The following is a 13768-nucleotide window of genomic DNA, read 5'->3' as shown; positions in this document are numbered from 1 at the left end:
GAGTTCGGGACGGATGGCGGGGTCCGCGATCACGGGCCCAGGTCGGCGGCCCGGGGCAGGATCGTGCGCCCGCCCAGGATCACGGCATCGACCGCCGACGGGTCGCCGATCGCGTCGCGGTTCGCGGGGTCCGACGGGTCGATGTTGAGCAGGACCGCGTCGGCGATCTCGCGCGGGGCGATCCGGCCGCTCGGTGCGATCGCCTCGCCTGCGGCGCCGGCCAGCAGTTCCGCGCCCGTGCGGGTCGCGGCGACGAGCGCCTCCTCGGGGGCGAGGCCCGCGTCGACGAGCGCCGCGAACTCGCGCAGCGCCGTGCGATGCTGCGCGGGAGTTCCGGAATCGCTGCCGAGCGCGATGCTGAGGCCCGCGTCGCGCGCGAGCCGTACGGCGCCCGGGTGCGCGGCGACGGCCTCGTCGACGCGAGCGGCGAATGCCTCGGGCAGTTCGCCGGCGTCGATCATGGCGCGCACCTGGCGGTAGATGCGGAGCGTCGGCACGAGCACGAGCCCCCGTTCGGCGGCGCGTCGGGCCTGCGCCGCGGTGAGGAACATGCTGTGCTCGATGCTCGAAGCACCCGCCTCGATGGCGTGGTCGACGGCCGCCCCGCCCCAGGCGTGCACCATGACTCCCGCACCGGTCTGCGCGGCGAGCCGGACCGCGGCGGCCGTCTCCTCGAGCGAGAACGCCGGCTCGAGCCGGGATCCGGGCGGCGACGCGATGCCTGCCGTGCCGACGAGCTTAATCCAGCGGGCGCCGGCGGCGAGCGCGGCCTCGGCCGCGCGCTCGACGCCGCCCGCCGTGTCGGCGGCCTCGCGGTCGATGAGCGTCTCCGCGGTCTGCACGCGCGGAAGCGTGTCGGCATCGGTCGCCCGGAGCGCGGCGGAGCGCAGCCCGCCGGCGTCGCGCACGCTCGTCGTGCCGCGCAGCAGCATCGCGCGCAGGGCGCGGCGAGTCAGTTCGACGGTCTCGGTCTCGGGGATCGCGTCCCGGCCCGCGGCGTCGAACGCCTGCCAGGCAGCGTGGATGTGCGCGTCGACCAGACCGGGGATCAGCCAGCGCCCCGAGCCGTCGATCATCGTCGCCTCGGCACCCGCATCGGAATCGGTGCCGGCACCGGCGTCGGCCGAGGGCGCCCCCGGGCCCCCGACGGCGTCGACGAACCGGCCGTCCCGCCAGGCGATGTCGACGGGCGCGCCGAACCTGCCGTGCTCGTCGAGCACGCGCACGTTCGCCACCCCGCCTTGGTTCATGCTCACACGCTACCTCGGCGAACAGGCATGGACCACTCGGGCGATACCTCACTGAACCACAACGTAAACTAGAGGGGTGACCGGCCTCGATACTCCCCCCAGCACCCCCGCTTCCTCGTCCACCGCCCCTGCGAAGGCGATCCTGACGACGCTGCGCGGCGTGCTGCACCTCATCGCCATCGCGATCGTGACCGCGTGGGGCTTCATCGGCTGGCCGCTGCCCTTCCCGGGCGTCCTCACCGGCATCGGGTTCCTGGCGCTCGCGGTGCTCCTCTGGGCGCTGTTCCTGTCGCCCCGCCCCGTGCTGCGCACCGACCGCTTCGGCGAGGCGCTCGTCGAGCTCCTGCTCTTCGCCGGCGCCGCGGCCGCCCTGCTCGTCATGGGCGTGCACTGGGGCTGGGCGCTCGGCTTCGGCGTGATCGCCGTGGCCGTCGGCTACACCGCCGCTTCGCGCAAGCGCTGAGCCCGGTGGGCCGCGCCGCCACTTTGAAGGGCCGCTCTGCAGGCACCGCCCGCGGAATAGCCCGCACGCATCCGACGTTCCTCCGAGCATGAACGATGCACCCGCGACTCCCGTGATCCTCGGACTCGACACCTTCGGCGACGTCACCCGCTCGGCCGATGGCGAGCGCACCTCGCACGCCCAGGTGATCCGCGACGTCGTCGAGCAGGCCGTGCTCGCCGACCGCCTCGGTGTCGACGCCATCACGCTCGGCGAGCACCACCGAGACGACTTCGCGATCAGCTCGCCCGAGATGGTGCTCGCGACGATCGCCGGGCGCACCGATCGGATCCAGCTCGGCACCGGCGTCACCGTGCTCTCGAGCGACGACCCGGTGCGGGTCTACGAGCGCTTCGCGACGCTCGACGCGCTCAGCAACGGGCGTTCCGAGGTGATCCTCGGCCGCGGCTCCTTCACCGAGTCCTTCCCGCTGTTCGGCTACGACCTCGCCGACTACGAGACGCTCTTCAGCGAGAAGCTCGAGCTCTTCGCGCGTCTGCGCAGCGAAGGCCCCGTCACCTGGTCGGGCCGCCACCGCACCGCGCTCGTCGACCAGGAGGTGTTCCCCAAGACCGAGCAGGAGGGCGGCGTGCGCGCCTGGATCGGCGTCGGCGGCAGCCCGCACTCGGTGCTGCGCTCGGTGCAGGTCGGGATCCCCATGATGCTCGCGATCATCGGCGGCGACCCCGCACGCTTCCTGCCGTTCGCGAACCTCTACCGGCAGACGCAGGACGAGCTCGGCCGCGAGCCGATGCCGCTCGGCGTGCACTCCCCCGGGCACATCGGCGCGAGCGACGCCGAGGCGCGCGACGAACTGTGGGAGCACTGGGCCGACAACCGCAACCGCATCGGCCGCGAGCGCGGCTGGCCCGAGGCCCGGCGCGAGGAGTTCGAGGCGGAGGCCGACTCGGGTTCGCTCTACGTCGGATCGGCCGAGACGGTCGCGCAACGCATCGCGCGCACGGTGCGCACCCTGGGCGCCGACCGCTTCGACCTCAAGTACGCGAGCGGCACCATGCCTCACGAGCAGCTCATGGCCTCGATCGAGCGCTACGGCCGCGACGTGATCCCGCGGGTGCGGGAACTGCTCGCCGGCTAGCGGGGCATCGATTCGCCGCGGCGCGCGAAGCCGGATACAACTGAAGCATGCAGACGGTCTCGCGCGCCTCGTTCGGCGGCTCCCTCCTGCTCGCCGGAGCAGCCGGATTCGTCGACGCGATCGGGTTCATCCTCTCGGGCGGCCTCTTCGTCTCCTTCATGAGCGGCAACTCGACGCAGGCCGGGGTCGAGATCAGCCGGGGCGAGGTGCAGACCGCCGCTGTCGCCCTGAGCCTGGTGGCGGGCTTCGTGCTCGGCGTGCTGGCCGGCCGGGTGCTCGGACTCCTCACGGAGCGCGTGCGGATCGGCGGGAGGATCCTCGGCCTGGGCGCGGCACTGTTCGCGGCCACGGGGGTCGTCGCTCTGTGGCCGCACCCCGGCTTCTCGCTCGCCGCCCTCGCCGCGGTCATGGGCGCGATGAACACGCTCTTCATCGTCGCCGGTCGCGCGCAGGTCGCCATCACCTACGCGACCGGGACGCTCGTGAGCTTCGGCATCGGCCTCGCGGACCGCATCGTCGGCGGTCACCGCGGCGGGTGGGTGCGGCCGCTCCTGCTCTGGGCCTCGATCACCGTCGGCGCGCTGCTCGGCTCGCTCGCCTGGCGGGCCATGGGCGCGCTCGCCCTGCTCGTGGCTGCGGGAGCGCTCTGCGTGCTCGGCCTGGCCCAGATCATCCGCGCCGTGGCGCGCGCCGATTCGCGCTCACGCCCCGTTCGTCGATAGCCTCGAGGGGTGCCGCGGGGTGGAGCAGTTCGGTAGCTCGCCGGGCTCATAACCCGGAGGTCGTAGGTTCAAATCCTGCCCCCGCAACCATGCAGAAGGCCCTGACTCGGAGAGATCCGGATCAGGGCCTTCTTGCGCATCCCGACGTCGGGAGAGCGGCCGGCTCGAACGCGGCCGCCCGCGCGGTGCGCGGACGGCCGCGGGGAGGCGACGGGCGATCAGCCCGCGAGGTCGATCTCGCGCCACTCACCCGTCGCCGCGTCGGTGGGCATGCCGTCGAGGATCCGGATCGAGCGCCGCTCGGGATCCGTGACGATCGTCGCGAGGGTCGCCCAGCGCTCGCCGTAGCTCTTCGCCATGTCGGCGTGGCAGGTGAGCGGCGGCTGTCCCTCGCCCGACACCAGCAGTTCGACGAGCGCCGCGGTGTCGGCGGGCCCGCCGTCCGCGAGCCGCTCGCGCACGAGGGTCAGGCGCTCCGACGAGTCGGGCTCGTAGATCTCGGACTTCTGGCCGGAGAGCGGCTCCGTGTCCTGGAAGTGGTTGGTGCGCTGCACCGATCCCGCGACCTCCTCGATCACGAAGACGCCCGCAGGGCTCATCTCGACCGAGACCGCGCGGTCGGCGTCGAGCATGGTGAAGGCCGACGACGATGCGATGGGGGCGCTGCGGATCAGCGCGATGGCTTCGTCGACGCTCGCGCACTCGGTCAGCACGATCGACGAGAGCACGTGCATGGGCACGCCCGACGGGCCATCCTCGCGGTGACCGAGAATGTTGAAGTGGAGCGCGAGGCCGGCCTCGTTCACGCCGATCTTGCTGACGATGCCCTGCTCGGTGAGGCCCGCGTAGCGGTAGCCCGGGCCGTCGACCTCGTGCGTGTGCCAGAACGGGGCCAGCTCGATGTGCCAGTCCCAGGTCTGCACGGCGCGGTGGCGCCCGTCGATCACGGCGGTCACGGTCGAGCACTCGCTCGACGCCGCATTCCCGAGGGCGAGGATCTCGGTGCGCGCGTTGAGGGCGACCACCTGGGCGAGGGTCAGCCCCGACCCCTCCGCGATCCCCGCGAGCTCCTCGACGACCGCGGGACGCCAGTCGGCGAGCGCCGCGATGACGCGCTCGGCACCCTGCCGTTCCGTCTCCTCGTCGACTCCGAGGATCCGGAACAGCTCGGCGTACTTCGCGTAGGCGGCCGGAAGCGAGTCCCGCAGCTGCGATCCGCGGCTGCGCCCGAGCTCAGCGCGGGTCTCTCCCGAGACTCGCAGGTGAAGACGCTCGGTGGTGGTCATGGTGATCCTCTCGGTTCGGTGGAGATGGTGCGGGCCGGTCGGCGGAGCGCCGACCGGCCCGCGGGGCCCGTGGGCCCGGGGTCAGACCGCGGCGCCGCCCAGCAGGGCGTCGCGCAGTCCGCGCTGCGGCTTCCAGCCCGGCCTGGGGGCCGAGGCGATGAGCAGTCGGGTATAGGGCTCCTGCGGGCGGTCGAGCACATCGCTCACCGTGCCGCGCTCGATGATCCGTCCCGTGCGCATCACGACGACGTCGTCGGCGATGTCGCGCACCACCGAGAGGTCGTGCGTGATGAACAGGTACGACAGGCCGTGCTCGGCGCGCAGGCGCTTGAGCAGGTCGAGCACCTGGGCCTGCACCGACACGTCGAGGGCCGAGACGGCCTCGTCGAGCACGATGATCTCGGGCTCGGCGGCGAGCGCACGGGCGATCGCGACGCGCTGCTTCTGCCCGCCCGAGAGGGCGCCGGGCTTGGCGTCCGCATGACGCTCGGTGAGGCCGACCTCGTCGAACAGTTCGAGCACGCGGGCGCGGCGCCCCGCGCGGTCGAGGTCGGGGCGGTGCGCGCGCAGCATCTCGTCGATGGTCGCCGAGACGGGCAGTGAGCGGTTCAGGGATCCCTGGGGATCCTGGAACACCATCTGCACGAGCTTCGCCCGCTCGCGGAGCGCGCTCCGGGCGGTGGTCGGCTTGACCTCGGTACCGGCGATGCGCACCGAGCCGGAGTCGGCGCGCTCGAGGCCGACGACCACGCGGGCGAGGGTCGACTTGCCCGAGCCGGACTCGCCGACGACGGCGAGGCAGGTGCCGGGGCGCAGCTCGCACGTGACGTCGTCGAGCGCGGCGACGCTCGCGCCGCGTCCGAGCTTGAAGGTGCGCTTCAGGTGCTCGACCTGGATGATCGGCTCGCTCATGCGTCCGCCTCCTCGTCCGTTCCGCGGTTCGCCTCGTGCCCTTCGGGGTACAGCATCGGCCGCGCCGCCATGAGTGCCCGGGTGTAGTCGGTCTTCGGACGGTCCCGGATCTCCTCCGGGGTACCGACCTCGAGAATCTCGCCGTCCTTCATCACGGCGAGACGGTCGCAGACGGCCGCCGCGAGGTCGAGGTCGTGCGTCACGAAGATCATCGAGAGGCCGTGCTCGCGCCGCATCTCGTCGAGGATCGCGACGACCTCGGCCTGCGTGGTGACGTCGAGCGCGGTCGTGGGCTCGTCGGCGAGCAGGAGCTTCGGCTCGCCCGAGATCGCGCCCGCGATCACGACGCGCTGCAGCATGCCTCCCGAGAGCTGGTGCGGGTAGGAGGCGAGCACACGGTCCGTGTCGGTGATCCCGACCTGTCGCAGCAGCTCGGCCGCGCGCTCGCGCGCCTCGGCCTTCGGCAGGCTCCGGGCATCGCTCATCCCTTCGACGAGGAAGCGCTCGACGGGCAGCACGGGGTTGAGGGCGCCGTGCGGGTTCTGCGCGATGAGCGCGAGGTCGTTCGCGCGGATCCTCCGCAGCACGTCGCCGGACGCGGCGAGCAGGTCCATGCCGTCGAGCTCGACCCGGCCCTCGACGCGAGCGCCTGAGGGCTCGATGCCGAGGATGCACTTGAGGGTCATGGACTTGCCCGAGCCGGATTCGCCGACGAGGCCGAGCGCCTCCCCCTGCCGCAGCGCGATGGTGCTGCCGTGCAGGATCTCGGTCTCCTGACCGGTCTCGGGATCGACGACGGTGAGGACGAGGTCTTCGATGTTCAGCATCAGCGGGTCCTTCCTGCCGCGCGGCGGCCGCCGAGCTGCTCGCCGACGTAGCCGAAGGCCGCGACGGTGATCACGATCGCGAGGCCGGCGAAGACGCTCTGCTCCCAGAAGCCCTGCTGCAGCGAGGCCTGCCCGTTCGAGACCATGAGGCCCCAGTCGGGGGTGGGCGGCTGCACGCCGAGTCCGAGGAACGAGAGCGCGGCGAGCTCGATCATGGCGTAGCCGAAGTTGATGGTCATGCCGGTGAGGATCTGGGTGCGCACGTTCGGCAGGATGTGCCGCACCGTGATGAGGAACCCGGAGATGCCCTGCAGCTGCGCCGAGGAGACGTAGGGCAGGCCGCGCTCGCGGAGCGCGACGGAGCGGATCACTCGGGCGGAGTACGGGGTGAAGCCGATGGCCAGCGCGATGGACGCGGTGAGCAGCGACGGCCCGAAGATCGCGACCGCGAGGATCGCGAGGAGCATGTTGGGGAAGGCGAAGAGGATGTCGAGCACGCGGCTGATGAGCGCGTCGACCTTGCCGCCGAACCAGACCGCGGTGAGCGCGAGCGTGGTGGCGAGCGTCGCCGCGATGAGCACCACGAGCGTCGGCCCGAGCAGGCTCGTGCGCGCGCCCCAGATGATGCGCGAGAAGATGTCGCGGCCCGACTGGTCGGTGCCCATGAGGTGCGCGAGGCTCCACGCCTCGTGCCGGCCGGTGACGCTGCCCGCGAATGGATCCTGCGGGGCGAGGATCGGCGCGAGCACCGCCATCAGCACCACCAGCACGATGATCGCGAGACTGACCACGCCCACCGGGCCGAGGCGGCGCACGAAGCGACGCCAGCCCGAGATCGGGGCGTCCGCACGGTGCTTGCGGATCAGCTGCACCGCGACCGTGTCCTGGGACCGGGTGTCCGTACCCGGCCCGCCCTTGAACTTCCGCTCGTTCATCGTGCCGACACTCCCTTGCTCAGCCGAACGCGTGGGTCGATCACCGCGTAGAGCAGGTCGACGATGAGGTTGATGATGCCGAAGGCGAGCACCATGATGAGGGCGATCGCCTGCACCACCGCGAAGTCCTTCTTCTGCACCGAGTTCACGAGCAGCGCGCCGAGCCCGTCGAGGGTGAAGGCGTACTCGATCACGAACGCGCTGGCGAGCAGGCCGGCGATCTGAGTGCCGAGCACGGTGCTCACGGGGAGCATCGAGTTGCGGATCGTGTGCCGCCACAGCACGAGCTGCTTGGGCACGCCGCGCGCGATCGCCATGACCACGTGCTCGGATCCCTGCTCCTCGCGCACGGCGGTGCGCGTGATGCGGGCGACGACGGCGATGCCGGGGAACGCGAGCGCGATCGCCGGGAGCGTGAGGTGCCAGAGCCGGTCGCCGAAGCCCGTTCCGGAACCCGAGACCGGGAACCAGCCGAGGTTCGAGCCGAACACGAACATGAGGATCAGCGCGGCGAAGAACGTGGGAACCGCGAAGCCGAGGTTCGAGCCGAACACGACGAGCTTCTCGAAGAGGCCCGAGCGGGTCGCGGCGAGCACGCCGAGCCCGACCCCGAAGACGCCGATCAGGATCGCGGCGAACGCCGCGAGGAAGAGCGTGGTGGGGAGGCGGGAGGCGATGAGCGAGGCCACGTCCTGCTGCGTGAGCAGGGAGCGGCCGAAGTCGCCCTGGATCACTCCGACCAGCCAATGCCAGTAGCGGAGCAGGAAGGGATCGTCCAGACCGTACTGCGCGCGGATCGCCGCGAGCACCTCCGGGCTCACCGTGCGCCCCTGCACGAGGAACTGCTCGGGGCTTCCCGGGGCGAGGTACATGCCCGAGAACACGATGAAGCTGGACACGATGAGCACGGCGATGAGCGCGCCGAGCCGTTTGAGCACGTAGGTCATGGACGATCCCTTCCGCGGGTTCGCTTACTCGGCGGAGCCGAGGTCTGCGGCCCAGGGGTAGTACAGGTAGACGAACGACGCGGGCGCGCCGGTCACCTTCTTGTTCAGGTACATGCGCACGGCCAGGTCATCGATCGGGACCCAGGGCTGCTGCTGCATGACGAGCGCCTCGGCCTTCACCGTGAGCTCGGTGCGCTTCTTCACGTCCTTCTCGGCGAGCGCGGCATCGAGCGCCGAGTCGACCTGCGGATCGGAGAAGCCCGAGTAGTTCTGGTCGCTGCCGGTCTTCGCGACGCTGATGAGGTGCAGCAGCGGGTCCGGAGCGCTCAGGTAGTTGGTCGTGACGAAGCCGTCGAAGCCCTCACGGGCCTTGGGATCCGAGAAGAAGGCGCCGAACTGCGCGCTCGGCACGCCGGTGGGCTGCAGCGTGAGGCCGAGCTCCTTCGCGCCGTTCGCCATCTCGTTCAGGATGTCGGCGTAGAAGCCGCGCTCCGACGGGTAGGCGATCTTGATCGGCTTCGACAGGTCGACCTTGGCGGCCTTCAGCTCCTCCTTGGCGGCCTTGACGTCGTAGCTCAGGTCGGGCAGCTCCTTGTCGCGGAGCTTCGCGGCGTCGGGGATCGCGTCCCACGGCGACTGCGGGACGACCGAACGCGACGGGGTCGCGGTGCCCTCGTAGACGGTGTCGGCGATGGCCTGCCGGTCGGTGGCGCGGGTGAGCGCGCGGCGCACGGCGGGGTCGCCGAAGGTGCCCTTGCCGGTCGAGATGATGGCCATGATCTGCATGCCCTGGCCGTAGACCATCGATCCGCTCGTGCTGCCGGAGAGCTCGCCGAGGGCGGGCAGCGGAACGTCGTAGGAGCCCTGGATGTCGCCGCTCTTCAGGCCGGTGGCGATGGCGGTCGGATCGACGACGAAGCCGATCTGGACCTCCTTGGCCTTCGCCTTCTTGTCGGCGTTCCAGTAGCCGTCGAAGCGCTTCAGCGAGATCGACTGCCCCTGCTTCCAGTCACCGGGGGTGTAGGAGAGCGGGCCGGTGCACATGACGCCGGTGTCGGGGTTGCCGTAGTTCTGGCCGGCCGCCTTGCGCTGCTTCTCCTGCACGACGACGCCGAGCACGGTCGAGAGCGACGAGGGCAGGATCTGGTCGGGCGACTTGAGCGTGATGGTGATCTCGTGCTCGCCGCTCTGCTCGACCTTCGCGATGTTCGCGGTGACGCCGCCGGTCCAGTAGCTGCCCTCGGCGGGGTCGTTGTGGCGCTTCAGCGAGTAGAGCACGTCCTGCATGGTCATCGGCGAGCCGTCCCAGAAGGTGACCTTGTCGCGGATGCCGATCTTCCAGGTGAGCCCGTCGGCGGTCTCGGCCCCGGTGGCGAGGTTCGGCTTGATCGAGAAGTCCGGCTGCATCTGGAACAGCGGCTCGCAGAGGTTCGCCACGATCGTGTTCTCGGGGTAGTTGAACGCCTTGGCCGGGTCGAGCGTAGCGAGCTCCCCGTAGGTCGAGTTCCACGTCACCTTGTCGATGTCGCCCTTCGCCGCGGGCGTGGTCTGCTGCAGCTTGGAGTCGTCGACCTTCTCCTCGCCGCTGCCGCCGCGCGCGCCCGATGCGCACCCGGCGAGCGCCAGACCCGTGACTGCAAGGAGGGCGACTGCGACCCTCGTCTTCGCGAATTTCACGATGAGTTCTCCATTCGAAGTTTCGTCATTGAATCCCCTGACGTCCTGCGTGCGCCGGACGAGACCCGGGAGTGAGAGTAGCACCCAAAACGATTTGGGCAAAACGTTTTGGGCATCACTTTTCGGTAACGGGTCGATCCGGGGGCGAAGTCGAACGCGCATACGATGACGGAGGTCGGAACGGGCTATCCTGACCGAGTGAAACCCAGTGGGAGACCGACGATCAAGGACGTGGCGAAGGCGGCGGGCGTCTCGCCGACCACGGTCTCGCACGCGCTCAACGGCAAGGGCGTCGTACGCCGCGAGACCGTCCAGAACATCGAGCGGATCGCCGCCGAGATCGGCTACCGCCCCAGCGCGATCGCGCGCGGGCTGCAGAACTCCCGGCTCGGGCTCCTCGCCCTCGTGATCCGCCCCTTCCACAGCCTCGACACGTTCCTCCCCGAGGGCGTCGACTACTTCCTCCGCATCGCCGGCTCCGCATCGCTGACCGCGATGGAGCACGGATACAGCATGATGCTCGTCGACGACCCGACCCGACCGGGAGTGCCGCTCAGCGCGCTCGCCGCCGACGCCTACATCGTGACCGAGCCGTTCGAGGACGATCCCGTGCTCACCATGCTCACCGAGCAGCGGATCCCGTTCGTCACCGTCGGTGCGGACCCCGCCCGGCGCGGCGAGTTCCTCGAGATCGACGAGGGGGCGGAGCAGCAGGCCAGCCTCATGATCTCCCACCTGGCGGAGGTCGGCGCGCGCCGCATCGCCCTGGTCGCGGGCACCGACCGCAACGACTGGAACCTCGGCTCGATCCGCACGCTCGAGGCCTGGGCCGCCGAGCGCGGCCAGGAACCGCTCGTCTTCGCGATGCCCGAAGCCGAGGGCGAGCAGGCCGGCGAGACGATCGTCGAGCATTTCTTCGACGGGGATCCGGTCGAGCGCCCCGACGCGATCTTCTGCCTGACCGGGCGGCACGCGGCGGGCGTCACCGCCGCGGCGATCCGGCGCGGGATCCGGGTGCCGGAGGACCTGCTGGTGGCCGCGGGGTCCGGAGCCATGCAGAACCGCACTTCGAGCCCCACCGTCACGACGCTCGACCTGCACCCCGAGGAGACCGCCCGGCGCGCGGTCGAGATCGCGGTGCGGCTCGCGGAGGGCCGCGACCTCGAGCTACCGCTGACCGTGCCCTCGGCGACCCTCGACATCCGCGAGTCGACGACGCGCGGCTGAGTCGCCCGACACGCCGACAGCGGAATACCGGGGGCTCCTCGCCGGTTGCCCCTGTCATGGCCCAGACTCTCGAACCCGCGGAGACCGCGATCGACCGGGTGCTCTCGGGCGTCGACGCCCGGCTGCTCCGGCAGCATCGGGTCGACCTGCGCGCCGGCGAACCCGTCGCGATCCCCGGTGGCGCGGTCGCGCTCGTCTACGTGATCTGCGGCTCGCTGCGGGCAGAGCCCGGCAGGCACGCCACGGGCGTCGAGCACGGGATCCCCGGCTCCCTCGATACGGGCGACGCCCTGCTGTTCACCGATCCCCGCGCCGTACTGCTGCACGCGGCGGAGGACGCGTTCGTACTCGTCTCCTCCCTCGAACTGCCCGCGACGGACGACGGGATCCTCGGGCTGCTGCCGGCATCGCTGTACGTGCGGGACCTGCCGGGCAGCGATCCCGCGGTCGCCGCCCTGGCGGCGCAGCTGGGCCCGAAGCTCGGCAGCGGCGACGATCTCTGCGCGGACCAGCCCGGCAGCTCCGTGGTGTGCCGCATGATGGCGAACACCGTGCTCGTCTCGGTGATCCGCGCCTGGGCGATCCGCGGCTGCGCCCCGGCCGGCTGGCCGTCGCGCACGGGCGACCCCTACCTCGACCGCGTCGTCGAGGCGGTGCACGCCGACCCCGCCCGCGAGTGGAGTCTCGAGGATCTCGCCCGTACGGGCGCGATGTCGCGCTCGGTGTTCGCCGAGCGCTTCCGCGGCGCCCTCGGCGTCTCCCCCGCGAACTACGTGGCCGAGGTCCGGATCCGGTCCGCGCAGGATCTGCTCGCGCAGGGCCGGGGCGTGTCCGAGGTGTCCCGCGCCATCGGGTACGGATCCGACGAGGGGTTCAGCCGTGCGTTCCGACGCCGCACCGGCCTCACCCCCTCGGCCTGGCGCTCCGACGCGCTGCTTCGGGCGTCGAGGGCCTGACCCCCGACGCCCGCGCGGTGCCCGCTCAGTTGTTCTGCAGCCGGTGGTGCGCCTCCGAGATCCGGTCCGAGAGGCCGAACTGCACGGCGCCGAGCAGCAGCAGGGCCGCCCCGACCGCGTAGACCGGGGCGATGCCCATGGCGTCGACCAGCGCGCCGCCGATCCCCGCGGCGATCATGATCCCGCTCTGGAAGCCGACCACGACGAGGCTGCCGCCCGCCTCGAGCATGTCGGGCATGCGGTGGCCGGCCCAGGTGTTCGCGATGAGCAGCCACGAGGCGAAGAAGAAGCCCCAGACGAATACCGCGGCGCCCGTCGCCCACAGGGACCCCGATGCGGCGATCACGAGCAGCAGGAGGCCCGCGATCACGACCGGGGTGAGCACCGCGAGCACCCGGTAGGCGCGGTCCACCACGAAGCCGAACACGATGTTGCCGATCAGGCCGCCGACGCCGAAGAGGGCGAGCAGCACCACGATCGCGTCCGCCTCGACCGGCGTGCCGCCCTCGCGCACCCGCTCCAGCGCGACGCGCACGTAGGTGTAGGCGAGGAAGTGGCCGGTCACGACGAAGATGTTCGCGACGACGCCGAAGCCGATCCCGGGCCGGCGCAGCGCGGCGAGCAGCGTCGAGAGCTTGGCCGAGCTCTCGGCCGGCACCGCGGGCAGCAGCCAGCGCAGCACGACGGCGAGCAGCGCGCTCGCCACGGCGGCGACCCCGAAGACGCCGCGCCAGTCGATGGCCTCGCTGAGCATCACGCCGAGCGGAACTCCCGCGACGGTCGCGAGCGAGACGCCCGCCGAGTTGAACATGACCGCGCGCCCCAGCCGCTCGGGGCCCGCGATCTTCGCCGCGACCGAGATCGACATCGACCAGAAGCCCGAGATCGCGGCGCCGAGCAGGAACCGGGCGAGGATCACGAGCAGCAGGTTCGGTGCGATCGCGACGAGCGCGTTCGACACTGCCGCGGTGATCGAGAGCCAGACGAGCAGCGAACGCCGGTCGAGGCGCGGGAACAGCAGGCCGACCGTGGGCGCGGCGAGCAGACCCGCGAAGGCGGTCACGGCGACCATCTGGCCGGCCTGGCCCGAGGTGACATGCAGACCATCGGCGATCCGGGTGAGCATGCCGCTCGGCAGGAACTCCGCAGTGACCAGGAAGAAGCTCATCAGCATCATCGCGATCAGGGCGCCGTAGTTGAGGCGCCCGGGCTTCGCGTCGGCCGGCTGGGGGACGGTGGGGACGGGGGCGGTGGTGGTCATGGTTCCATGCTGGCCGGGCATGGGCGGGTGCGCCCGACCTCGGGTCTCGGGCATCCGACCGATCGTCCGGGCTGCGGTGGGCGCCCGCTCACGTCAGCGGAGATCTGCACGATTTCGGACGCTTCGCGCAAGAACTTCCGAAATCGTGCAGATCTCCGCGCCAGGCG

The 13768-nt window shown here is 71.3% G+C and carries 13 protein-coding genes and 1 tRNA gene; 6 read left to right on the top strand and 8 right to left on the bottom strand.

Going from position 1 to position 13768, the window contains the following annotated elements:
• Positions 1–29: 29 nt before the first annotated feature.
• Positions 30–1250, bottom strand: a complete 1221-nt coding sequence (locus BMH31_RS09985) for an amidohydrolase family protein (protein ID WP_099770566.1) — start codon at positions 1248–1250, stop codon at positions 30–32.
• A 76-nt stretch (positions 1251–1326) separates the two neighbouring features.
• Here BMH31_RS09985 and BMH31_RS09980 point away from each other — a divergent pair, with 76 nt between their 5' ends.
• The 4 genes from BMH31_RS09980 (at position 1327) to BMH31_RS09965 (ending at position 3663) form a co-directional block, all read left to right on the top strand.
• Positions 1327–1713 (top strand): DUF2568 domain-containing protein, encoded by a 387-nt coding sequence (locus BMH31_RS09980; RefSeq protein WP_099724132.1) that lies wholly within the window; start codon positions 1327–1329, stop codon positions 1711–1713.
• 88 nt (positions 1714–1801) lie between these two features.
• Positions 1802–2851, top strand: a complete 1050-nt coding sequence (locus tag BMH31_RS09975; RefSeq protein ID WP_099724133.1) for an Atu2307/SP_0267 family LLM class monooxygenase — start codon at positions 1802–1804, stop codon at positions 2849–2851.
• A gap of 47 nt (positions 2852–2898) precedes the next feature.
• The gene (locus BMH31_RS09970) at positions 2899–3573 is read left to right on the top strand and encodes a DUF1275 family protein (RefSeq protein WP_099724134.1); all 675 of its coding nucleotides are present in this window, start codon (positions 2899–2901) and stop codon (positions 3571–3573) included.
• A 13-nt stretch (positions 3574–3586) separates the two neighbouring features.
• Positions 3587–3663 (top strand) — tRNA-Met (locus tag BMH31_RS09965).
• Positions 3664–3791: 128 nt separating this feature from the next.
• On the opposite strand, the gene BMH31_RS09960 is transcribed toward BMH31_RS09965, so the two are convergent.
• From BMH31_RS09960 to BMH31_RS09935, 6 genes are all read right to left on the bottom strand, one after another.
• The gene (locus BMH31_RS09960; protein ID WP_099724135.1) at positions 3792–4859 is read right to left on the bottom strand and encodes a C45 family peptidase; all 1068 of its coding nucleotides are present in this window, start codon (positions 4857–4859) and stop codon (positions 3792–3794) included.
• Between the two features lie 81 nt (positions 4860–4940).
• The gene (locus BMH31_RS09955) at positions 4941–5771 is read right to left on the bottom strand and encodes an ATP-binding cassette domain-containing protein (RefSeq protein WP_099724136.1); all 831 of its coding nucleotides are present in this window, start codon (positions 5769–5771) and stop codon (positions 4941–4943) included.
• Positions 5768–6598, bottom strand: a complete 831-nt coding sequence (locus BMH31_RS09950) for an ABC transporter ATP-binding protein (protein WP_099724137.1) — start codon at positions 6596–6598, stop codon at positions 5768–5770. The genes BMH31_RS09955 and BMH31_RS09950 overlap by 4 nt, the downstream gene beginning before the upstream one ends.
• Positions 6598–7533 carry an ABC transporter permease gene (locus BMH31_RS09945; RefSeq protein WP_099724138.1) on the bottom strand — a complete coding sequence of 312 codons (936 nt, stop codon included), beginning with the start codon at positions 7531–7533 and terminating at the stop codon, positions 6598–6600. The genes BMH31_RS09950 and BMH31_RS09945 overlap by 1 nt, the downstream gene beginning before the upstream one ends.
• On the bottom strand, positions 7530–8480 hold the full coding sequence (locus BMH31_RS09940) for an ABC transporter permease (protein ID WP_099724139.1): 951 nt from the start codon (positions 8478–8480) through the stop codon (positions 7530–7532). Before BMH31_RS09940 ends, BMH31_RS09945 begins: the two co-directional genes overlap by 4 nt.
• A gap of 24 nt (positions 8481–8504) precedes the next feature.
• Entirely contained in the window at positions 8505–10157 is a 1653-nt protein-coding gene (locus BMH31_RS09935) for an ABC transporter substrate-binding protein (protein WP_241898233.1), read from the bottom strand.
• 198 nt (positions 10158–10355) lie between these two features.
• On the opposite strand from BMH31_RS09935, the gene BMH31_RS09930 reads away from it, so the two are divergent.
• Together BMH31_RS09930 and BMH31_RS15415 are read left to right on the top strand one after the other, a co-directional pair.
• Positions 10356–11384 (top strand): LacI family DNA-binding transcriptional regulator, encoded by a 1029-nt coding sequence (locus BMH31_RS09930; RefSeq protein WP_241898232.1) that lies wholly within the window; start codon positions 10356–10358, stop codon positions 11382–11384.
• Between the two features lie 56 nt (positions 11385–11440).
• On the top strand, positions 11441–12340 hold the full coding sequence (locus BMH31_RS15415) for an AraC family transcriptional regulator (RefSeq protein ID WP_143469843.1): 900 nt from the start codon (positions 11441–11443) through the stop codon (positions 12338–12340).
• Between the two features lie 25 nt (positions 12341–12365).
• Here the strand turns inward: BMH31_RS15415 and BMH31_RS09920 are convergent, their stop codons facing one another.
• Positions 12366–13601, bottom strand: coding sequence for an MFS transporter (locus BMH31_RS09920; protein WP_099724142.1), 1236 nt, complete (start codon positions 13599–13601; stop codon positions 12366–12368).
• Positions 13602–13768 lie beyond the last annotated feature (167 nt).

The sequence above is a fragment of the Leucobacter sp. OLIS6 genome (assembly GCF_002752355.1).
Lineage (GTDB): Bacteria > Actinomycetota > Actinomycetes > Actinomycetales > Microbacteriaceae > Leucobacter.
Note: the sequence above shows the minus strand (reverse complement) of the source record. Positions and strands in the feature narration are given on the sequence as shown.

Bases quoted from the DNA above. Each gene is read 5' to 3' on its own strand.
- BMH31_RS09940 (WP_099724139.1), bottom strand. From the start codon at position 8,480: ATGACCTACGTGCTCAAACGGCTCGGCGCGCTCATCGCCGTGCTCATC.
- BMH31_RS09920 (WP_099724142.1), bottom strand. From the start codon at position 13,601: ATGACCACCACCGCCCCCGTCCCCACCGTCCCCCAGCCGGCCGACGCG.
- BMH31_RS09960 (WP_099724135.1), bottom strand. From the start codon at position 4,859: ATGACCACCACCGAGCGTCTTCACCTGCGAGTCTCGGGAGAGACCCGC.
- BMH31_RS09970 (WP_099724134.1), top strand. From the start codon at position 2,899: ATGCAGACGGTCTCGCGCGCCTCGTTCGGCGGCTCCCTCCTGCTCGCC.
- BMH31_RS15415 (WP_143469843.1), top strand. From the start codon at position 11,441: ATGGCCCAGACTCTCGAACCCGCGGAGACCGCGATCGACCGGGTGCTC.
- BMH31_RS09975 (WP_099724133.1), top strand. From the start codon at position 1,802: ATGAACGATGCACCCGCGACTCCCGTGATCCTCGGACTCGACACCTTC.
- BMH31_RS09985 (WP_099770566.1), bottom strand. From the start codon at position 1,250: ATGAACCAAGGCGGGGTGGCGAACGTGCGCGTGCTCGACGAGCACGGC.
- BMH31_RS09950 (WP_099724137.1), bottom strand. From the start codon at position 6,598: ATGCTGAACATCGAAGACCTCGTCCTCACCGTCGTCGATCCCGAGACC.
- BMH31_RS09945 (WP_099724138.1), bottom strand. From the start codon at position 7,533: ATGAACGAGCGGAAGTTCAAGGGCGGGCCGGGTACGGACACCCGGTCC.
- BMH31_RS09955 (WP_099724136.1), bottom strand. From the start codon at position 5,771: ATGAGCGAGCCGATCATCCAGGTCGAGCACCTGAAGCGCACCTTCAAG.